The 21,558-nt window shown below is 31.9% G+C and carries 22 protein-coding genes; 14 read left to right on the top strand and 8 right to left on the bottom strand.

Going from position 1 to position 21,558, the window contains the following annotated elements:
- Positions 1–67: 67 nt before the first annotated feature.
- Positions 68–1,513, top strand: a complete 1,446-nt coding sequence (locus tag AC3VJB_RS06135) for a hypothetical protein (RefSeq protein WP_437824957.1) — start codon at positions 68–70, stop codon at positions 1,511–1,513.
- Positions 1,514–1,757: 244 nt separating this feature from the next.
- On the opposite strand, the gene AC3VJB_RS06130 is transcribed toward AC3VJB_RS06135, so the two are convergent.
- The 3 genes from AC3VJB_RS06130 to argS all read right to left on the bottom strand — a co-directional run bounded on the left by AC3VJB_RS06130 (position 1,758) and on the right by argS (position 5,469).
- The gene (locus AC3VJB_RS06130; protein WP_437824955.1) at positions 1,758–2,210 is read right to left on the bottom strand and encodes a heavy metal-binding domain-containing protein; all 453 of its coding nucleotides are present in this window, start codon (positions 2,208–2,210) and stop codon (positions 1,758–1,760) included.
- A gap of 63 nt (positions 2,211–2,273) precedes the next feature.
- Positions 2,274–3,662 carry a dihydrolipoyl dehydrogenase gene (gene lpdA / locus AC3VJB_RS06125; protein WP_239180833.1) on the bottom strand — a complete coding sequence of 463 codons (1,389 nt, stop codon included), beginning with the start codon at positions 3,660–3,662 and terminating at the stop codon, positions 2,274–2,276.
- Between the two features lie 34 nt (positions 3,663–3,696).
- Positions 3,697–5,469 (bottom strand): arginine--tRNA ligase, encoded by a 1,773-nt coding sequence (gene argS, locus AC3VJB_RS06120; protein ID WP_497666906.1) that lies wholly within the window; start codon positions 5,467–5,469, stop codon positions 3,697–3,699.
- A gap of 121 nt (positions 5,470–5,590) precedes the next feature.
- Between argS and AC3VJB_RS06115 the strand changes: the two genes are divergently transcribed.
- Positions 5,591–6,106: a YkgJ family cysteine cluster protein gene (locus AC3VJB_RS06115; RefSeq protein WP_047789088.1), complete on the top strand. Its 516-nt coding sequence runs from the start codon at positions 5,591–5,593 to the stop codon at positions 6,104–6,106.
- A gap of 44 nt (positions 6,107–6,150) precedes the next feature.
- On the top strand, positions 6,151–6,987 hold the full coding sequence (locus tag AC3VJB_RS06110) for a sterol desaturase family protein (protein ID WP_253057345.1): 837 nt from the start codon (positions 6,151–6,153) through the stop codon (positions 6,985–6,987).
- Positions 6,988–7,038: 51 nt separating this feature from the next.
- On the opposite strand, the gene AC3VJB_RS06105 is transcribed toward AC3VJB_RS06110, so the two are convergent.
- From AC3VJB_RS06105 to AC3VJB_RS06095, 3 genes are all read right to left on the bottom strand, one after another.
- Positions 7,039–7,263, bottom strand: a complete 225-nt coding sequence (locus tag AC3VJB_RS06105) for a hypothetical protein (protein ID WP_073183744.1) — start codon at positions 7,261–7,263, stop codon at positions 7,039–7,041.
- A gap of 34 nt (positions 7,264–7,297) precedes the next feature.
- Positions 7,298–7,558: a hypothetical protein gene (locus AC3VJB_RS06100; protein WP_073183742.1), complete on the bottom strand. Its 261-nt coding sequence runs from the start codon at positions 7,556–7,558 to the stop codon at positions 7,298–7,300.
- Between the two features lie 136 nt (positions 7,559–7,694).
- Positions 7,695–7,949, bottom strand: coding sequence for a hypothetical protein (locus AC3VJB_RS06095; RefSeq protein WP_497666905.1), 255 nt, complete (start codon positions 7,947–7,949; stop codon positions 7,695–7,697).
- Positions 7,950–8,211: 262 nt separating this feature from the next.
- Here AC3VJB_RS06095 and AC3VJB_RS06090 point away from each other — a divergent pair, with 262 nt between their 5' ends.
- Complete coding sequence (locus tag AC3VJB_RS06090) at positions 8,212–8,598, top strand: hypothetical protein (RefSeq protein ID WP_497666904.1); 387 nt, start codon at positions 8,212–8,214, stop codon at positions 8,596–8,598.
- Positions 8,599–8,604: 6 nt separating this feature from the next.
- On the top strand, positions 8,605–9,384 hold the full coding sequence (locus tag AC3VJB_RS06085; RefSeq protein WP_073183735.1) for an ABC transporter permease family protein: 780 nt from the start codon (positions 8,605–8,607) through the stop codon (positions 9,382–9,384).
- A 73-nt stretch (positions 9,385–9,457) separates the two neighbouring features.
- Here AC3VJB_RS06085 and AC3VJB_RS06080 read toward each other — a convergent pair whose 3' ends face one another.
- Positions 9,458–10,048: an adenylosuccinate lyase gene (locus AC3VJB_RS06080; RefSeq protein WP_159491454.1), complete on the bottom strand. Its 591-nt coding sequence runs from the start codon at positions 10,046–10,048 to the stop codon at positions 9,458–9,460.
- 45 nt (positions 10,049–10,093) lie between these two features.
- On the opposite strand from AC3VJB_RS06080, the gene AC3VJB_RS06075 reads away from it, so the two are divergent.
- The 4 genes from AC3VJB_RS06075 to AC3VJB_RS06060 all read left to right on the top strand — a co-directional run bounded on the left by AC3VJB_RS06075 (position 10,094) and on the right by AC3VJB_RS06060 (position 13,905).
- Positions 10,094–10,801 (top strand): toxin-antitoxin system YwqK family antitoxin, encoded by a 708-nt coding sequence (locus AC3VJB_RS06075; protein ID WP_253057351.1) that lies wholly within the window; start codon positions 10,094–10,096, stop codon positions 10,799–10,801.
- Positions 10,802–10,956: 155 nt separating this feature from the next.
- Positions 10,957–12,144, top strand: coding sequence for a tRNA 2-thiouridine(34) synthase MnmA (mnmA, locus tag AC3VJB_RS06070; RefSeq protein WP_389863956.1), 1,188 nt, complete (start codon positions 10,957–10,959; stop codon positions 12,142–12,144).
- A gap of 19 nt (positions 12,145–12,163) precedes the next feature.
- Positions 12,164–12,964: a toxin-antitoxin system YwqK family antitoxin gene (locus AC3VJB_RS06065; protein ID WP_497666903.1), complete on the top strand. Its 801-nt coding sequence runs from the start codon at positions 12,164–12,166 to the stop codon at positions 12,962–12,964.
- Positions 12,965–12,966: 2 nt separating this feature from the next.
- Entirely contained in the window at positions 12,967–13,905 is a 939-nt protein-coding gene (locus AC3VJB_RS06060; protein ID WP_437824945.1) for an NAD(P)H-dependent flavin oxidoreductase, read from the top strand.
- A 433-nt stretch (positions 13,906–14,338) separates the two neighbouring features.
- Here the strand turns inward: AC3VJB_RS06060 and AC3VJB_RS06055 are convergent, their stop codons facing one another.
- On the bottom strand, positions 14,339–15,904 hold the full coding sequence (locus AC3VJB_RS06055) for a hypothetical protein (RefSeq protein WP_497666902.1): 1,566 nt from the start codon (positions 15,902–15,904) through the stop codon (positions 14,339–14,341).
- 132 nt (positions 15,905–16,036) lie between these two features.
- Here AC3VJB_RS06055 and AC3VJB_RS06050 point away from each other — a divergent pair, with 132 nt between their 5' ends.
- From AC3VJB_RS06050 to AC3VJB_RS06030, 5 genes are all read left to right on the top strand, one after another.
- Complete coding sequence (locus tag AC3VJB_RS06050; RefSeq protein ID WP_497666901.1) at positions 16,037–17,212, top strand: 2-isopropylmalate synthase; 1,176 nt, start codon at positions 16,037–16,039, stop codon at positions 17,210–17,212.
- Positions 17,212–18,594 carry a 3-isopropylmalate dehydratase large subunit gene (gene leuC, locus AC3VJB_RS06045; RefSeq protein WP_047789077.1) on the top strand — a complete coding sequence of 461 codons (1,383 nt, stop codon included), beginning with the start codon at positions 17,212–17,214 and terminating at the stop codon, positions 18,592–18,594. Before AC3VJB_RS06050 ends, leuC begins: the two co-directional genes overlap by 1 nt.
- Positions 18,594–19,175: a 3-isopropylmalate dehydratase small subunit gene (leuD, locus tag AC3VJB_RS06040; RefSeq protein WP_497666900.1), complete on the top strand. Its 582-nt coding sequence runs from the start codon at positions 18,594–18,596 to the stop codon at positions 19,173–19,175. The genes leuC and leuD overlap by 1 nt, the downstream gene beginning before the upstream one ends.
- A gap of 11 nt (positions 19,176–19,186) precedes the next feature.
- Positions 19,187–20,302, top strand: coding sequence for a 3-isopropylmalate dehydrogenase (gene leuB, locus AC3VJB_RS06035; RefSeq protein WP_437824938.1), 1,116 nt, complete (start codon positions 19,187–19,189; stop codon positions 20,300–20,302).
- 241 nt (positions 20,303–20,543) lie between these two features.
- Positions 20,544–21,416: a M57 family metalloprotease gene (locus AC3VJB_RS06030; protein ID WP_047789074.1), complete on the top strand. Its 873-nt coding sequence runs from the start codon at positions 20,544–20,546 to the stop codon at positions 21,414–21,416.
- Positions 21,417–21,558 lie beyond the last annotated feature (142 nt).

Here is a 21,558-nt window from a genome sequence, read left to right as displayed (position 1 = left end):
ATTTGCTGTGATAAAAAAAACAATAAAAATAATTGTAATAATAGTAGTCCTATTTTCGGTCTTAATTTTGAGTCTGAACTATATAGCAGCAGGTAAAATTGAAAAAAAACTGACAGAAACCTTAGTTAAAAAACATATTAATTATACAGGAAAAGTAAAAGCTAATGTATTATTAGGTAATATTAGTATTGATGATTTTTTTTTAGAAAAAGATAGTATACATCTTAAAATAAATAACTTAAGTGTAAAAGGAGTTTCTTATTATGCTTACTTTATTAAAGATAAACTATCAATCGATAAAATGGTCTTAAATAGTTCTATTATAAAAGGAAAAATACCTAAAGATATATTTAATGCTAAGGAAAAAGATACCATACATAAAAAAAAGAGAATGCCAATAACTATTGATGAGTTAGAAATTAAAAATTCAGCTTTAGCTATTATAAATGATAAAAATTACCCTATTACTATAGATAACTATAGGTTAAAACTTACAAAATTAGAATACTCAAAAGATTTAAAAACGACAATTCCTTTTCTATATGAAAAAATTTCATTGAAGCTTAATGCTTTTGATGCACAGGGTTCAGAAATTCAATCTTATAGCATAGCTAATCTTAAATTGGAGGATAATTTTCTTAAACTTGATAGTGTGAAAATTACTCCTCTTAAACCTAGAAAGAACTACATATATCATGTTCCTTATGAAAAGGATATATTAGATTTATTTATTAAAAAAATAGAAGTACCTAAAATAAAATTAACAAATAAAAAAAAGTTACTTTTTACTATTGACAAAATATTAATAAGTGATGGAGACTTTGGTGTATACCTAGATGCAACAGTTCTTAATCATAGAAACAAAAGAAAAGACTTATATAGTAAGAGTCTAAGAGAACTACCAATTAACTTTGTAATTGATAGTATTAAAATAAAGGATACTAAAATTACTTATGAAGAGCTAACTAATAAGGAAAGAAAAGCAGGATTGGTAAGTTTTGAAAACATTGATGCAATTGTAACTAACTTGACAAATGTTAAAATAAAAGATAGCATTCCAACTACAATTGTTAAGATTAAAAGTGACTTTATGGGAACATCTCCTTTATCAATTGATTGGAGATTCAATATAGCAGATGTTAATGATGCTTTTACAATTAAAGGAAAACTTTATGAAGTAAGTTCAAAAAATATAAACTCATTTATAGAGCCTGCACTAAATATAAAGTGCGAAGGTAAAATAGATAAGTTGTTTTTTAATTTTTATGGTAATGATAATTTTTCTAATGGAGATTTTGCTATAGCATTTAAAAACCTTGAATTGAAAATGCTCAATAAGCAAAAAGGAGTAAAAAAAGTAGTTTCTTGGTTAGCTAATTTATTTGTGAAAAATTCTTCAAAAAATAAATTAGAAAAGGTAGAAATAAAAAACTTTGAAAGAGATCAAACTCGTTCTTTTTGGAACTTTTTGTGGAAGAATGTAGAAGAGGGGTTAAGAAAATCACTTATTTAGCTAGAAAATAGGGCTCGTATTAAAAAGTAACTAGAATTCAAAAGAAGAGAGTTTCATTTATTATAATGGAATTATAAATACTTCACTATTAACAGTATTTTATTATGGATAACACTTGTATATGAACAATAGCTATAGGTACACTTCATAAAAATCAATAACAAAAAAGTAATTATAGAGAACAAAAGATAAGACATATAAAAAACAAAACCTCATTATTATATGAGGTTTAAAATATTATTTTTTAACTATGAAAAGCAGCGTTATGAACTAGCTTTCCACCACAACTCTTACATTGGCCTGAATTATCTGAACCAATAGTACAACCGTTAGAACAAGTATAATGATATTGTCCAGCTGCATTTGGACCAGAAGTGGGGGGCGTTACAGGTGTTGATATTGGTGAGTTAGAAGTTTTGTTTTGGGTATTATGAAAGCCTTGGTTATGAGCAAGAGGAGTTTTACAAACAGGGCAAGAGGTGCCTTGAACATTTGAAGTTCCTCCTTTACATTTGTTAGGGCATATATAATGTGCACCTCCAATAACATTAGTAGAAATATTTCTAGTATTTGGAAGTTTTGGTATAGGACGTTCGTTTAAGGGAACCGTTAATGGGTTTAAAGGAGTTTTTTTTTCTTCTGTTTTACAAGAATAAAAACAGCATAATAAAACGAATATTGGGAGTATTTTTTTCATATTCAAATATAAAAAAACCTCGCCAAAAATGACGAGGTTATAGTTATATAAAGTTTGAGAATTTTATAAGTGGATTACTTCATCATAAGCGTCAGCAACAGCTTCCATAACCGCTTCACTCATTGTTGGATGAGGGTGGATTGCTTTTAATACTTCATGACCAGTAGTTTCTAATTTACGGCCTAAAACAGCTTCAGCAATCATATCGGTAACACCAGCACCAATCATATGGCATCCTAACCATTCACCGTACTTAGCATCAAAAATAACTTTTACAAATCCGTCAGGAGTTCCAGCAGCTTTAGCCTTACCAGATGCAGAGAAAGGGAATTTACCAATCTTTAATTCGTAACCTTTTTCCTTTGCTTGCTCTTCAGTTAAACCAACAGAAGCAATCTCAGGAGTAGCATATGTACAACCAGGAATGTTTCCATAGTCAATAGCTTCAGTATGTAAACCAGCAATCTTTTCAACACAAGTAATTCCTTCTGCTGAAGCAACGTGTGCTAATGCCGGACCAGGAGTTACATCTCCAATCGCATAGTATCCTGGAATGTTCGTTTGGTACCAGTCGTTTACTAAGATTTTATCTCTATCAGTAATAATTCCAACATCTTCTAAACCGATGTTTTCAATATTTGTTTTAATTCCAACAGCAGATAAAACGATATCAGCTTCTAAAACTTCTTCTCCTTTTTTAGTTTTTACAGTTGCTTTTACTCCGTCACCAGAAGTATCAACAGACTCTACAGAAGAACTTGTCATTACTTTAATTCCCGCTTTTTTGAAAGAACGCTCCATTTGTTTAGAAACATCTTTATCTTCAACAGGAACAATTGTTGGCATAAATTCAACAACAGTTACATCAGTTCCCATTGAGTTATAGAAATGAGCAAATTCAACTCCAATAGCACCTGAACCTACAACAATCATCGATTTAGGTTGCGTCGGTAAGCTCATAGCTTCACGGTAACCGATTACTTTTTTACCATCTTGAGGTAAACTTGGTAACTCACGAGAACGAGCTCCAGTAGCTATAATAATATGATCTGCAGAATATTCAGTTACTTTACCATCTTTATCGGTAACATCTACTTTTTTTCCAGCTTTTACTTTACCAAAACCGTCGATGATATCAATTTTGTTTTTCTTCATTAAGAACTGAACACCTTTGCTCATTCCTTCAGCAACACCACGACTACGTTTAATAACAGCTTCGAAATCTTTATCGATAGCTTCTGCTTTTAAACCATACTCATCAACATGTTTTAAATAATCATATACTTGAGCAGATTTTAATAATGCTTTGGTAGGAATACATCCCCAGTTTAAGCAAATTCCACCTAAGTTTTCCTTTTCAACTACAGCGGTTTTAAATCCTAATTGAGAGGCTCTAATAGCAGTTACATAACCTCCAGGACCACTTCCAATTATTAGTACGTCGTATTTCATGTTGTTTACTTTTTACTTGTTGTTTGTTAATTTATTACATTCTTTCAGGAACTTGAATTCCTAATAATTTGAATGCAGATTTTATAGTGTCAGCTACTTTTTTAGATAACTGAACTCTAAATACTTTTTTATCTTGATTTTCTTCTCCTAAAATGGATACATTTTGATAGAATGAGTTGAACTCTTTTACCAAATCATATGTGTAATTGGCAATCACAGCAGGAGAATAGTTACCCGCTGCTTGCTGAATTACTTCAGGGTATTGTTCTAATTGTTTGATTAATTCTTTTTCTTTCTCGTGTAATTCTACTGATACAGATGAAGAATAATCGAAATTAGCTTTACGTAAGATAGACTGAATTCTTGCATACGTATATTGTACAAACGGACCTGTATTTCCTTGGAAATCTACCGAAGCTTGTGGGTCAAACAAAATTCTTTTTTTAGGGTCTACCTTTAAAATAAAGTATTTTAAAGCACCTAATCCGATAGTTTTATATAACTCTTCTTTTTCTTCGGTTGAATATCCTTCTAACTTTCCTAATTCTTGAGAGATTTCACGAGCAGTGTTCGTCATTTCATTCATTAAATCATCGGCATCAACTACCGTTCCTTCACGAGACTTCATTTTCCCAGAAGGTAAATCTACCATTCCGTAACTTAAATGGAATAATTGTTTTGCCCAAGAGTATCCTAATTTTTGTAAGATTAAGAATAACACTTTGAAATGATAATCTTGTTCGTTACCTACGGTATATACCATTCCGTTTACATCAGGAAAATCTTTAGAGCGTTGAATAGCAGTACCGATATCTTGTGTCATATACACGGCAGTTCCGTCTGAACGTAATACTAATTTTTCATCTAGTCCTTCGTCAGTTAAATCACACCAAACAGAACTGTCTTCTTTTTTGTAGAAAACTCCGTTTTGTAAACCTTCCTCAATAATATCTTTTCCTAATAAATAGGTGTTACTTTCATAGTATAATTTATCAAAGTTAACTCCGATGTTTTCATAAGTAACGTCGAAACCTTTGTATACCCATCCGTTCATCATTTCCCAAAGAGCAACAACTTCCTTATCACCAGCTTCCCACTTACGTAACATTTCTTGTGCTTCAACAAATAAAGGAGCTTGCTTTTTAGCATCGTCTTCAGAAACACCAGAAGCGACTAGGTTGCTAATTTCTTTTTTATATTCTTGATCGAATTTTACATAGTAATTTCCAACCAGTTTATCGCCTTTTAATCCAGTAGATTCAGGAGTTTCTCCTTCTCCAAATTTTTTCCAAGCCAACATGGACTTACAAATATGGATACCACGATCGTTGATAATTTGTGTTTTGTAAACCTTATGTCCCGCAGCTTTTAAAATTTCTGCAACAGAATATCCTAACAATACATTACGAACATGTCCTAAGTGTAAAGGTTTGTTAGTGTTAGGAGAAGAATATTCCACCATACGTGCATCTGTTTTGTCTTCTTTTACAAAGCCATAAGTTGCATCAGTAGCTATTTGATTAAAAAAGTTTACATAGAAAGAATCATCAACCACTAAGTTTAAAAAACCTTTTACGACATTGTAGCTAGTAATTTCGTTGATGTTCTCGACTAAATATTTTCCTAAATCTTCACCAATTTGAACAGGATTTCCTTTTTTGTACCGTAGTAATGGGAAGACAACTACTGTAATGTCACCTTCAAAATCTTTACGGGTTGCTTGAAATTCTACACTAGGAATTTCTACATCATACAAGGCTAAAAATCCTTCTTTTACTTTCGTTTCTATTAACGATTGAATATTCATTGGTTCTTTTTAATTGTCGCACAAAATTAGTGTTTTTAATTTTTTCTTCCCACGATTTGCCTTATGATTTTTTAAGGCAGAATAATGTATGACTTCAAAGGTGCTTTCGTACCTTTGCACCATGGATAAAGACCTTGAAAACTTACCAAAATTAGCCAAAGACGCTTTACAAGAAAATAAGAAGTATTTTCAACGATTAAAAAAGCGTACCCCTAAACGCTTAGATTTATTAATGCAAGAATTGCATGAGGAAGAATTTGAGCGTACCGACTGTTTAGAATGTGCTAATTGTTGTAAAACGACTTCACCAATTTTTACTGAAAAAGATATAGAGCGCATTGCAAAACACTTAAAAATGAAGGTGATTGATTTTACTAATCAATATTTACAGCGAGATGAAGATAATTTCATGGTCTTACAATCTGCTCCGTGTACTTTTTTAGATGAATCAGATAATACGTGTTTTATTTATGATGTGCGTCCAAAAGCTTGCTCAGAATATCCACATACCAATCGTAAAAAGTTTATCCAATTAGCAGATTTAACTATTAAAAATACGGAGGTCTGTCCTGCAACTTACCGAATAGTAGAGGAGTTGAAAAAGAGATTACCACAATCGGGAAGTTCTAAGAAATAAGTTTTTATAGATATTTTTTCTATTTTTAGGAAAAATATATCATAGTGGAAACTCTTATACATTATTTTGAAACGATTCCTTCTAGTCATAGAAGTATTATTTTAGTTGGCGGAATTACTTTCTTTTGGTTATTGGAAGGCGCTGTACCATTATTTAGTTTTAAATACAATAAATGGAAACACGCATGGCCTAATTTATTTTTCACTGCAACTACGGTAATTATCAATTTTGTATTGGCATTCTTATTATTAAAGACAGCCGATTGGGTGCAAGCAAATGACTTTGGATTAATCAACTGGCTACCCGAAATGCCATTGTGGTTGTACGTATTGTTAGGTGTATTATTTTTAGACTTCTTCGGAGCTTATTTAGCACATTTAGTTGAACATAAAGTAAAACCTTTGTGGATGGTACATTTAGTTCACCATTCTGATCATAAAGTGGATACCACAACAGCAAACAGACATCACCCGATAGAAAGTGTAATTCGTTTTACATTTACTTTAGTAGGTGTTTTTTTAGTCGGGACTCCAATAGCTATAGTAATGTTGTACCAATCAATATCGTTAGTGTTTACGCAGTTAACACATGCTAATATAAAAATGCCTAAAAAGTTAGATAAGGTATTGAGTTATGTGATTGTATCACCCGATATGCACAAAGTACATCATCATAATTTATTACCTTATACAGATTCTAACTACGGAAATATCTTTTCTATTTGGGACCGTTTATTAGGAACGTATATGGAGTTAGATAGAGAAAAAATAGTGTATGGAGTAGATACATTTCCAGATGAAGAAAAAAACTCTAGTTTAAAAGAGTTGTTAAAACAGCCGTTTCAAGGCTATCGAAAACCTACGAATTTAAAGGAGTTATAAGAAGAAAAGGAACTGTAATTTTAAAAATTTTACAGCTCCTTTTTGAGATAATTATGCAGTGAACTTTGTTATTGCTGAGGCAGTAACTTCTGCGTTAGGTGTACAATGAATACCAGCGTCTGGATAAGAAGCATCTATTGTAGAATCATAAAGTGCACCTGTTTTATCCCAACATGTATATTGAAGATTTCCAGTATAATGACCTCCTTGAGTTTCTTTTAATTGAGTGTTATTTAACTCATTAACACCTTTTTGTAGTAAAATATTTTTTAACATAATTTAAAATTTATTTGGTTAATAATTTTTCAGTTTATATGGGGGTACCCATGCCATAATTAGTACCATTTGTTGGAGCTTTATAAGTGTTATCGTACGCATAACAAGAAGTAGTTGGAGATGAAAGGTCTACAGGAGATAAAAAAAATGTACTACCTGAGTTGTTTCGAAAACACTTCCATGTAATGTGTGATCTAGCTTTGTCAATGTTAACTATATGACCACCTACTAGTTCCTTTTGTTCAACTGTGTTTAATTTTTGAACACCGTTTAACTTTAAAATGCTTTTTTTCATAATAATATAAATTTGATTGTTAATAATATTAAAAGTTAAAGAATAACAGTTTTTATAAAAAATTAGAATACTTCTATTAATCTCACAATACTTAACGTTCTCATTTTATATTGAAAATAAAAGAAGGTTATCTACCTTATTGAATTACAGGTTGACAATATTCATACCCTTGAAAGTCTTCAACACCAGGATTTCCAACGTTATAAATAATATCATATTGAGAAGTAATTCTGTTCCAACATCTCCATGACACTACAGTTTTAAGAGGAGTAAGAGGAGTTGTATTTGCCATTCCTCCATTTATAGGAATTTTAGCTCCTCCATATATGTTTTTTTGATTTTTTTCAGATAATAATTGAAAACTTTTTAAGTTTAAAATGCTTTTTTTCATAATAATATAAATTTGATTGTTAATAATGACTCAAACCTAAAAAGTTTTTAAAAAAGGTTACGAATTAACTTTGTAAAGGATAGGAATTAATTTATAAAGAGGTATTTTTTAGGTTAAAAAAGGGTTTTGCCTGTGTTTTAAATAGCTGTTTAACTGGTGTTTGTGTTTTTTAGTTCATGTAAATTTGATTTCATAATTAACCCCGAAAACTATTATTTTATGAAACAACTACAAAACTTTGTATTAGTAAGCGTCGCCTCTGATGCTACAAGCATGGCAAAAAGAAGACACTGCAAACGAACTGTTAAACAACAAAAACTTAGAGGTAAAAGAGATTTTCTCGAAACTTAGGGAAGGGAATAACGATGAAGATAATGGTATGATAGCATTCAGAAATGAAGGCGAGTCATTACGATTGGTATTTTCTAGAAGTTTAGAAGAAGATTTCATTATCTCAGAAGATATATCTCTAAGAGACTATATTGCAAAGGAATTAGGTAAAACTAATATTACTTTACAAGCAAATAAATACGTTGTAGATTATTCTCGTTTTAAAAACGAAGAGGTTTTAATACCTCTAAAAAAAAATAAAAAACTAACTAATCAAACGAATAAATTCTTAGTAGATGCTAAGGATTTTAAAAAATAAGAAAAAATGAAAAAACAAAATTTTTTATGGATGGCAGTAATGTGTTTTACATTACTTTTTAGCTGTCAAAGTGAAGAAATAATTGAAAATGAATCAAAAAAAGAAGAATTACAATTAGCAAAAGGAAGTACAGTAACTATTAATCATACGTACGATTATTATGGAAAACAATTTAAAATATCTTATGTATATAATGAAGAAAGTGGAGAAGTATTGAAGGCAGATGGAGATGTAGATTTTGCTCAAGAAATTTTTGGTAATGAAGAAAAAGCTCCAAAATCATTGTTTTTTAATAATCCAGAAGAAGGAAGCACTGATATTGAAGTAAAAGTTTTCGATAATACAGAAGACTTAAAAAAATACACCTCAAAAGTAGCAGAAGGTTTCCCAGGAGATCAAGTTTCAACAGAAGGGAAGTCATCAAAATGTAATAGCTATGATGTGTATGGCTCAGGTAACTTTTATTTCTATAAACATGCCTACTATAACACAGAAATGACAGGCATGAGAAGGCAAAAACGCTATTATTACAGAGACCATTGGGTTGGGTCAGGAAATAACGACCAATTATCTTCTTTAAAAATTAGAAAACCAACTTATAGACGACAAGTAGTATATTTATACCAACACTCTTGTTATGGAGGAAAAGTTATAGGTTTTTATTCACCAACAGGTTATTTAGGGTTAAACGTAGGGAATCTTAAATGGTACACCATGTCTGGTTGGTGGTGGTGGAAGAAGTCTTGGAACGACCAGGTTTCTTCTACATCAGGCTGGGCTTGGTAATAAAATAAACGATATCGTATTTAGTTGCTTGTAAAATAATAAAAGAACCTCAGAAGATTTTTCTTCTGAGGTTTTATAATTGTTTTTGGTCTTTATGTTTCTCAATCAACTCCAATACTTTCTTCCCTCTGGCTTTACAACCTTTACTTTCATGAATCACTTTTGTTCGAATAATATGTTCCAGTTCAGGATGTACCCAGTCTTTTTGTAAACCAAATAAATATAAAGTATTCATGGTGTAGGCTTTAACTGCTATTTTTTGATCGGTAATTAACCAATCGAATCCAGTTTCTATAATTAAATCGATATCAGTTTCTGTTAACTGTTCTTTTATACCATTGGTTGTTTTTGAGGAAAAAGCAGTTGCTAAATGTTCACAAATTTTAGCACAAGGTCTTATAGCGCTATCAAAGTGTACTCTATATATATTTTTTGTAAAAATAGGGAGATAAGGAATAATATATTCAATTCCATTATGTGTACAAATCCATTCCAGTACCCAAGCAGCTTTAATAGATAGTTTATTATCAACATCGAAAGTAACATCAACTAAAAACTTTACTAATTCAGGTTGCTTTAATACAATATTTGCAGCATTATTTCTGTTTACTCTAGCAGGATTATCAACATTTTCTAGCACAGAAATTAAAAAATCAAGACTCATATTGGTATGGTTTATGTAAATTTGAATTGTAAAAGAAATTATAGTATGATAAATATAAAAAGGATATTTTCAACAACACTTTTGTTATCGGTATTTTTTATAACAGCTACTCAAGCACAAAAAATAAATAAATTTGATACTAATGGAAAGAGGCATGGAGTTTGGAAAAAATATTATGATGATAATAAAAACAAAATAAGATATTCAGGAGAGTTTAAAAATGGAAAAGAGATAGGTACATTTAATTTTTATGAACCTAATTCTTACGGAATTCCTTCTATGACTAAAGAGTTTTCTGCAAAATCCGATAGTGCCTTTGTGCAATTTTTTACGCCTAACGGAAAAATAAAAACAAAAGGATGGATGATAGGAAAAAAACGAGTAGGAAAATGGACGTATTATTTTTCAGACGGAAAACTTTTTTCAGAAGAAGAATATACTAACGGTAAATTAGATGGAGTTTTAAAAAACTACTATAGAAATGGTAAGTTAACTGAAGAAAGTATTTATAAAGATGGTAAGAAAAATGGACTTTCTAAGATTTTTACTGAAGAAGGAGTGATGATTGAAGAAGTGTATTATGTAAATGGTAAATTAGAAGGAGAAGGGAAATACTACGATTTAAAAGGAGATTTAAAAGAAAAAGGGATGTATAAAAATGGTAAGAGAGATGGTAAATGGCAATTTTACATGGATGGAGAAGTAGTTACCGACAAGAGAAAGAAAAAAGCGTTTTCAATTCCTAAAAATTAAATTATAAATATTAATAATTTAAATAACACTAGAAAAGAAAATAAACTGAGCCTTATCAGAGATTAGAATTCATCAATTTTAGTAATGAAGCCATCAATTATTTCCATAATATAAACATTTATTATTTCGTAAATTTGCAGCTTCAAAAGTATAAAATGAAAAGAGTAGTAGTAGGACTTTCAGGAGGCGTAGATAGTAGTGTAACAGCGTATTTACTAAAAGAACAGGGATACGAAGTTATTGGATTGTTCATGAAGAACTGGCACGATGATTCAGTAACCATTTCTAATGAATGTCCATGGTTAGAAGATAGTAACGACGCCATGATTGTTGCAGAAAAATTAGGAATTCCATTTCAAACAGTTGATTTAAGCGAACAATACAAAGAACGTATTGTTGATTATATGTTTAATGAATATGAAAAAGGACGTACACCTAATCCTGATGTATTATGTAATCGAGAAATTAAGTTTGATGTGTTTATGGATATCGCGTTAAGTTTAGGAGCTGATTATGTAGCAACAGGGCATTACTGTAGAAAAACAGAAGAAATAATTGATGGAAAGCCTGTATACAAGTTATTAGCAGGAAAAGATACGAATAAAGATCAATCATACTTTTTATGTCAATTATCACAAGAACAACTGTCAAAGGCATTGTTTCCAATTGGAGAATTGACAAAACCAGAAGTTCGTGAAATAGCCAAAGAAGCAGATTTAATTACAGCTGATAAAAAAGACAGTCAAGGCTTGTGTTTTATAGGAAAAGTAAGACTTCCAGATTTTTTACAACAAAAACTACAACCGAAAGAAGGAGATATTGTCCGAATTCCAGATGAATTTGAGCAGTACAATCGTTTAGTTCCAGAATTTGAGAATAAAGAAGCGGAGTTAGCATATTTTTCAACGAAGTTCTCTTATAATAAAGAAGATGGAAAAGTAGTAGGTAAACATCAAGGCGCACATTATTTCACCAAAGGACAACGTAAAGGGTTAGCAGTTGGAGGTACCAAAGAACCATTGTTTGTGATTGAAACCGATGTAGATATCAACATTATTTATACCGGAGAAGGAAAAAATCATCAAGGATTGTATAGAAGTGTATTATTTGTATCAAATGAAGAACTACACTGGGTACGTGAAGATTTAGCTTTACAAACTGATGAATCTATGGAAGTAGAAGCACGTATTCGTTACCGACAACCATTAGAAAAAGCTACTCTGTATAAAGTAGACAATGGAATTTATGTTGAATTTGAAAATCCACAATCGGCTATTCAAGAAGGGCAGTTTGTTGCTTGGTATAAAAATGAAGAGCTATTAGGTTCTGGTGTGATTTCTTAAAAAGGGAAAAAATAAAACTATGAAAAAGATATTCTTATTATTGTTGGTGTTCATAAATATTAATGGATATTCACAGAAAGACTCTATTATAAATTATTTAGACAAGAAAGGTAATATAATCAACAATAAGGAGAAAGCAATGTCTTTTGAAATTATTACTAAGAGTGCAGATTCATTATGGTTGGTAAGGAAGTATAAACGTAGCGGAAAACTATATAACTATACACATTATCTAACAAAGGAGAAAAAGATTAAAATAGGAGAGTCAGTTTCGTTCAATAAAAATGGAAAAATATCAGCATTAACTTTCTACAATAAAAAAGGTAAAAGAAATGGGAGAATACAAACATGGTTCGATAATGGGAATAAGGATATTGAAGGAGTTTATATAGATGGTAAGAGAGAAGGAGTATGGAAAATTTACCATTATAATGGTAAATTGGCAGGTAGAGGAATCGCCAAAAGCGATTCGATAATTAAAACAACTTATTATAATGACAAGGGAGAAAAGATTGATGATTTAAAAAACATTACAAAAGAAAAGAGACCAACTTTTAAAGGGGGTAAGGATAAATATTACAAGCAACTTAAAAAGTTAACAAGTAAGATAAGTTACAAAGTTAAAGGTCAGATTATAGTTGAATATGTAATTGATATAAAAGGAGCAGTAAGAGATGTTACCATCAATGAAAAGGTTCCTAAAAAGTTAGAAAATGAAATTGTTCGTTTTTTTGAAAACTTAAAAGGGTGGGAGCCAGCGATACATATGAATAGAAAGATTCCTTTCAACTTTTCTCAACCATTAAACTTCAGAGGATAAAAATGCAAAACAGAATTACCAAACTATTTAATATACAGTATCCAATTGTTCAAGGTGGAATGATTTGGGTTTCAGGATGGAAGCTAGCTTCTGCAGTGTCAAATGCAGGTGGATTAGGGTTAATTGGAGCAGGATCTATGTATCCAGAAGTACTTCGTGAACACATTCAAAAATGTAAAAAAGCAACGGATAAGCCTTTTGGGGTAAATGTGCCAATGTTGTATCCTGATATAGAGAAAATCATGGATATTATTGTTGAGGAAGGGGTGAAAATTGTGTTTACTTCCGCAGGTAATCCAAAAACATGGACCTCTTTTTTAAAGGAAAAAGGAATTACGGTGGTGCATGTAGTAAGTTCAGTAAAATTTGCCTTAAAAGCAGAAGCAGCTGGAGTAGATGCTGTGGTATGTGAAGGATTTGAAGCAGGAGGTCATAACGGACGTGAAGAAACGACTACGTTTACGTTAATTCCTATGGTTAAAGAACAAGTGAAGATCCCGGTAATTGCAGCAGGAGGAATAGGTTCAGGTAGAGGAATGTTAGCAGCAATGGTGTTGGGAGCAGACGGAGTGCAAATAGGAAGTCGCTTTGCAGCTACGGTAGAATCTTCAGCACATGATAACTTCAAAAAAACAATTGTTGAAGTAAAAGACGGTGGCACACATTTAACTTTAAAAGAGTTAGCGCCAGTTCGTTTGGTGAAAAACAAGTTTTATCAAGAAATACAAGAGTTATATCAGCAAGGACCATCAGTAGAACAATTAAAAGAATTGTTAGGGCGTGCGCGTGCTAAAAGAGGTATGTTTGAAGGAAACTTGGACGATGGAGAACTAGAAATAGGTCAAGTAGCAGGGCTTATCCATGAAATTAAACCAGCAAAAGAAGTGTTAGAAGCAATTGTAGAAGAATATCAGCAAGTGAAAAAAGAACAGTTGTTTTAATCGCAGAGCGATTGCCAAAAAAAAATAGAAACGTCATTCCGACGAGGTAGGAGTAGGAATCTTATAAAGATGAGTTATAAACATGCTCTTCTCGTACTAACGAATGAAAATTAAGGTAAAACAAAATAATAATGCTTAAACAATTAATCAGTATTCTGTTTTTAATTATAGGCATTTACCAGCTATTTAAGTTAGTTAATTTAATTGAAAGCAATAAGGAGTCTTTTAAGATATTTATAGGTTATAGTAAAAATAAGTTATCCTAACCAAAAGGTTCAGAGATGTTCTTCAAGTTATTTTTTAGATACTTTCTACTTTTTTTAATTAGCATGTTTATATTTGGTCAACTTGTTTAGCTTTTCCTAAAGGAGACGAGAATTAGTAATTAGATTTTTTTAATCAGTACTTTACAAGAATAAATCTAATACTATTTTCAACACTTTTGAGAACTAACAAATTTCTCTTTAATAATTTGTGCCACAGGTTTATTTTCAATCTTACTTTCAAGCCAAGAAAGGATGTCTAAATATAAAAAAGCTCTTTTTTCATAAGGATGATTCTCATAAACCTTAAGGCGACTGTGTACTTTTTTTAACTCCTTTTTTATTTGATGTGGATATACATCTCCCAACGCTTTTATAGAAGAAATAAACTCTTTTTGAACCTCTTGTAAATTTTCCATTTTTAGTAAAAAGCGATAGGTATCTTTAAACTGTCGTTCCAAATCATAATCCAAGCCACATTCGTAATGAGCAATTAAAGAAAGCACCCTAGCAAAACACTGTAAATCGTTAGCTACTTGAATATTTTTAGGTTTAATGATCTTATTTAAATACAAAATACACTCTTTGTTTTTACCCATACCAAAGTACAAACAAGCAATTTTATAGTAAAATACAACGATATGATGATTATCAAGACGATCCTTATAACTATTAATCTTATCATTAATAATAGCCACTAAGTATTCACCCTCAGAAAAACTACCCTCTAAGAAATGTAAGTGCAATTTGTTAGCATAATAGTATAGAAAAGTTAAAATTTCAGTATTACTATTTTGCGGAATACTTTTTTCTTCAATTTCCTTTTCAAATAAAGAAAGCTCTTCTTTAAACTTATCATAATGCTTTATAAAAAATAAGCTCTCTAATAAGTAGTTTTTTCCTTTTAAATAAAAAACAGGATGCAAAGAAATATTCTTAGTATCATGCTTAAATAAATCTACCCATTTGTTAGCATACTTATAACTCTGTAAAAAATCTTGTGTTAAAAAGCTATGCCACAAATGTGCTTTGTATAACCATAACTTTTCTCTAAAACCCAAGTCTTCATACGTATATTCAGGAAGCTTAGAGTAAAAGTAAGTATTCACTCGCTGTAATTCCTCGTCATTTTTTACGTAGCCATTTTTCAACAACGTTCCATACAATTGTAACGACAAGTTAGATAGTTTACTAGCGATAACATTTTGCATGCTAAGTTCTTTTGCCTGAACAGTTAATTCGTCAGAACGTGTATCAATACTTCGGGTTATATACTGACTTTCAATAACTTTTTCAAGCTCAACAATTTCATAGGCAATATTCTTCTCTTCATTCTCAATCGCCATATTTTTTGCTTTGTCAAGCAGCTTTAAACTCTGTTTGTATAGTCCTTTCTGATATAAAACAGTAGCAAAATCTAACTGCTCACGTATTTGAATTCTAATGTTTTTATGAGCAGGATTCATACGAAGACTAGTTAGTATTTGCTTGTATAAATGCGCTTTTAAGTTAGATAACTGTTGCTTACTCACCACACCGCTATCAATAATAGCCTTTTCGTTATAACTCTTTTGTTTTTCAAGTAGTTTAAAAAGTGCAAAAAATTTAGCATCTACATTACCTCCTAAACGACCAACATATAAATTAAACTGACGTTTTTCTGACTTTGATAAAGACTTAATCAAAACAAACAAAGCGTCATTTTGTTGGTTGGAGAATGTAATTGGTTTACGCATAACTTTTTGTTTTTCAGTATTTTATTTTTGTTTTTTGTCGTTTTGATATCGTAACTAACCCATTAAAAAAGAGCCTGATAGAAAAGCCAATATATACATTTGGTTTTTATTTTGATAATCATAGTTAGATTTATGCAAAGCGATAAAATTCAAATTTTCGATACCACATTACGAGACGGAGAGCAAGTCCCAGGATGTAAATTAGATACCCAACAAAAACTAATTATTGCAGAAAGACTCGATTTTTTAGGAGTTGATGTAATTGAAGCAGGATTCCCAGTATCAAGCCCAGGAGATTTTACTTCGGTACAAGAAATAGCTAAATTAGTTAAAAATGCTACTGTTTGCGGATTAACAAGAGCCGTTAAAAAAGACATAGAAGTAGCAGCAGATGCTTTAAAGTTTGCTAACAAGCCTAGGATTCATACGGGGATTGGTACCAGTGATTCACATATTCAGTATAAATTCAATGCTTCGAAAGAAGAAGTGATTAGGCGAGCAAAAGAAGCTGTTTCGTATGCTAAAAACTTTGTAGACGATGTGGAGTTTTATGCAGAAGATGCAGGTAGAACCGATAATGCTTTTTTAGCCAAAGTTTGTGAAGAAGTTATAAGATCAGGAGCAACAGTGTTGAATATTCCTGATACTACAGGGTATTGTTTACCTGAAGAATACGGAGAAAAAATTAAATACCTAAAAGAGAATGTAAAAGGCATTGAAAATGTAATTATTTCTTGTCACTGCCATAACGATTTAGGATTGGCTACAGCAAATTCTATTGCAGGAGCTATCAATGGCGCACGTCAAATAGAATGCACGGTTAACGGAATAGGAGAGCGAGCAGGAAATACAGCATTAGAAGAGGTGGTGATGATTTTAAAGCAGCATCCATATTTAAACCTTCAAACAGATATCAATACCAAATTACTGTACGATACAAGTATGATGGTTCGCGAGCGTATGGGAATGCCTGTGCAGCCTAACAAAGCTATTGTAGGAGCAAATGCCTTTGCTCATAGTTCAGGAATTCATCAAGATGGAGTAATCAAGAATCGTGAAACCTATGAAATTATCAATCCAGCAGATGTAGGAGTCACAGAAAGTGCTATTGTATTAACCGCAAGAAGCGGAAGAGCAGCCTTAGCATACCGAGCAAAAAAGATAGGATATGAGCTGACTAAAATTCAGTTAGATACAGCTTATAAAACATTCTTACAGTTTGCTGACAGGCAAAAAGAAGTAATCGACGAAGACATTCACCAGATTATGAAACAAGTAAATAAAATTTCAAAAATAGTCATAGCTTAATGGGAAAGACATTATTTGATAAAGTATGGGATGCGCATGTGGTGGATACTGTTAAAGACGGACCACAAATTTTATATATAGACAAACATTTAATTCATGAAGTAACTAGTCCGCAGGCATTTAATGAGTTAAAAGAGCGTAAGATTCCGATTGCACGACCAGACAAAACAGTAGCAACAGCCGATCATAATACGCCAACCGTAAATCAACATTTACCAATAAAAGACGAACTGTCAAGGCATCAACTAGAGCAGTTAACACAAAACTGTAAAGAAAACGATATAACCTTGTATGGGCTTGGACATAGATACAACGGAATTGTACACGTTATGGCTCCCGAATTAGGGATAACACAACCGGGAATGACCATGGTTTGTGGAGATAGCCATACCTCAACACACGGTGCTTTTGGTACCATTGCTTTTGGTATTGGAACAAGCCAAGTAGCTCAAGTATTTGCAAGTCAATGTTTGTTATTAGAAAAGCCAAAAAGTTTGCGTGTAAATGTAAACGGTAAGCTTAAAAAAGGAGTGCTACCTAAAGATGTAATCCTGTATATCATAGCACAATTAGGAACAAATTCAGGTACAGGATACTTCTGCGAATATGGAGGAAATGTGTTTGAAGAAATGTCTATGGAAGGACGTATGACTGTGTGTAATATGAGTATTGAAATGGGAGCAAGAGGTGGTATGATTGCTCCAGATGAAACTACTTTTGAGTATGTAAAAGGACGTGAGTTTGCACCAAAAGGAGAAGAGTTTGATAAAAAAGTAGCCTATTGGAAAACATTAAAAACAGATACAAACGCAGTATTTGATAAAGAGTATTCGTTTAATGCGGAAGACATAGAACCAATGCTCACTTACGGAACTAACCCTGGAATGGGTATAAAAATTTCAGAGAACATTCCCCAATTTGATGATGCTTCCTTTGAAAAGTCATTACAGTATATGAACTTTAAAAAAGGAACATCATTAATAAATACGCCCGTTAACTATGTATTTATAGGAAGTTGCACAAATTCAAGAATAGAAGATTTTAGAGTTGCAGCAGACTATATAAAAGGAAAGCAAAAAGCAGCGAATGTAAATGCGTGGTTAGTACCAGGTTCACAACAAGTGGCAAAACAAATAAAGCGAGAAGGTTTGCAAGAAGTTTTTGAAGCAGCAGGATTTCAATTACGACAACCTGGATGTTCAGCATGTTTAGCAATGAATGACGATAAAATACCAGAAGGAGAATACTGTGTATCAACTTCAAACAGAAACTTTGAAGGACGTCAGGGACAAGGAGCAAGAACCATTTTAGCAAGTCCGTTAATGGCTGCAGCAACAGCAGTAGAAGGAAAAATTACTGACTTTACAAAACAATTAAACTAATGGAGAAATTTGTTAAACTAATAGATACCGCTGTACCACTATCAACCGAGAATATAGATACCGATCAAATTATACCCGCACGATTTTTAAAATCAACCAATAAAGAAGGATTCGGAGATAATGTATTTAGAGATTGGCGTTACAAAAAGAACGGAAGTATAAATGAAGACTTTGTGCTAAATAACCCAAATTATGCAGGAAGTATCTTAATAGCAGGAGATAATTTTGGTTGTGGTTCAAGTAGAGAACATGCTGCATGGGCATTAGCGGGTTACGGATTTAAAGTAGTTATCAGTAGTTTTTTTGCGGATATATTTAAAGGAAATGCACTTAACAATGGAATATTACCAGTACAAGTACCCAAAGAATATTTAGCAAAACTGTTAAAAAAAGTAACTGAATTACCAGATACAACCATTATAGTAGATTTAGAAAATCAAACACTAAAAACACCTGTAGGTAATGTAGATTTTGAAATCAATCCATACAAAAAGCTATGTATGATAAATGGTTATGACGACATAGATTTTTTAATTAGTAAAAAAGATACAATAACAGCTTTTGAAGCAACAATGAAATAAAAAGTAAAAAGATGAAGTACAATATAACGGTAATACCAGGAGATGGAATAGGACCAGAAGTAACAGAACAGGCAAAAAAAGTGCTTAGAGCTGTTGGTAATGTGTTTGACCACACATTTTTATTTACAGAAACATTAATGGGAGCCTGTGCTATTGATAAAACAGGAAACCCGTTGCCAGATGAAACCATTGAATTGTGTAAAAAGAGTGATGCTATTTTATTTGGAGCTATTGGAGATCCAAAATACGATAATGCCCCTACAGCAAAAGTACGTCCAGAACAAGGATTATTACGTTTAAGAAAAGAATTAGGATTGTTTTGTAATGTGCGTCCAGTAAAAGCATATGATACGTTACTTCATAATTCACCATTAAAAAAAGATAGAATAGAAGGAACCGATATTACTATTTATAGAGAATTGACTGGAGGAATCTATTTTGGAATTAAAGAATTAAGTGACGACGGACAGCATGCTTTTGACGGTTGTTCATACACCGTAGAAGAAATTGAACGAATGGCGCATTTAGCTTTTCAAGCAGCTCAAAAAAGACGTAAAAAACTAACATTGGTAGACAAAGCTAATGTATTAGAAACGTCAAGGTTATGGCGTAAAGCAGTGACAGCACTGGCTACACAATATCCAGATGTTAAAGTTGATTTCTTGTTTGTAGATAATGCTGCAATGCAATTAATTTTAAATCCAAAACAGTTTGATGTAATTTTAACAGAAAACCTTTTCGGAGATATACTTTCAGATGAAGCAAGTGTAATAGGAGGTTCCATAGGTTTGTTAGCATCAGCTTCAGTAGGAAAAGAAAATGCATTATTTGAGCCTATTCATGGATCTTTCCCACAAGCAAAAGGAAAAGATATTGCAAATCCGTTAGCTTCTATTTTATCGGCAGCAATGTTATTAGAGCATTTAGGTTTAATGCAAGAAGCTAAAGTAGTAGAAGTAGCCGTTCAAAAATCATTAGAATTAGGAATTACTACCGAAGATATCAATTCAGAGAATCCATTTTCTACTAGTAAAGTAGGAGATTTTATTGCGGACTACATCTATAATCAAGAAGATAGTGATATGAACTTCCAAAACATACACATGGGGCAAAGCACTATTATATAAGTTATAAATACTGTAAATTAACCGTAAACTTCCTTTAACTATTTCTGTTAAAGGAAGTTTTGTTTTTAAGTAATTGATATCGTGTTTTTTAATTGTTTAAAAAATCGCTTATTTGTTTGGTATTTAATATTTTATGATTTTTCTGTTTAAATATTCTTTTTTTTAACGTTTTTTTAGGTTTTATTTTAAATATTTAGTTCTAAAGTGTAGATTTACAGTGAATTATAAAACCCTTCATATTATGAAAAAAACAAAGTTAGCCCTAATTATGGGCTTGTCAGTAGGTGTGTTCTTCACCTCATGTTCAAGTGAAAACGAACAAATTAAAGAGCCGGATGCTATACTACAATATAGCGATAACCCAGGGCTCAAACCTGTACCTCAAGAGGTTGTTGATGCTGCAGCTAAATTAGAGTTAAATGTAGATCATATTCGTTATGATAATTTTTACTTTCCTGACGGAACATCAGAAGTGCGCTTATTTTTAGAAGAAGATGTAGTAATGACAGAACAAGAGTTATTTACTTTAGCAAAGGCTAAGGATGATAATCAATCTGGACGTCAATACTCAACCAATAACTTAGTATCTCAAGGTAGAAATATTTCTATTATCGGATATACAGGTGGTGGTGGATATGGTCTTTCTAGTAAAGAGCAAACAGCACTACAATGGGCGGTAGACAATTACAATAATTTAAGCGGAGTATCTATTAGTTTTACTTTAAGTTTTGGAACTGATTATTCCAATAAAGATATGGTAGTATACCGTAATCCAAATCAATCTGGATCAGGTGGTAGCGCAGGTTTTCCAAGTGGAGGTTTACCTTACAAGTGGGTGCAAATCTACGGATTATCAGGGTACACAACAAATGTAAACGAGCATGTAATTACACATGAAATAGGACATTCAGTAGGATTTAGACATACTGATTGGTTTAGCCGTCAAAGTTGTGGACAAAACACTAACGAAGGAACTGCTGGTGTAGGAGCTAACCATGTGTCTGGTACACCAACAGGATACGATTCAACTTCAGTTATGTTAGCTTGCTTTAGCTCTAACGAAGACGGAGAGTTTAATGGTAACGATATTACAGCATTACAAAACATGTACTAAGAAATAACTAACCTTAATACATATTTTTAAACCACCGAATTAAAGTCGGTGGTTTTTTATTGTTTATATTCCTTAGTTTATCATTTATTTTCCTGAGTTTATAAAAAAGACGTTTTAAAGAATGTAAGCCTTAAATACTTTT

The sequence above is a fragment of the Tenacibaculum sp. TB-53 genome (assembly GCF_059716285.2).
This window is presented reverse-complemented; position numbering and strand designations above follow the sequence as displayed.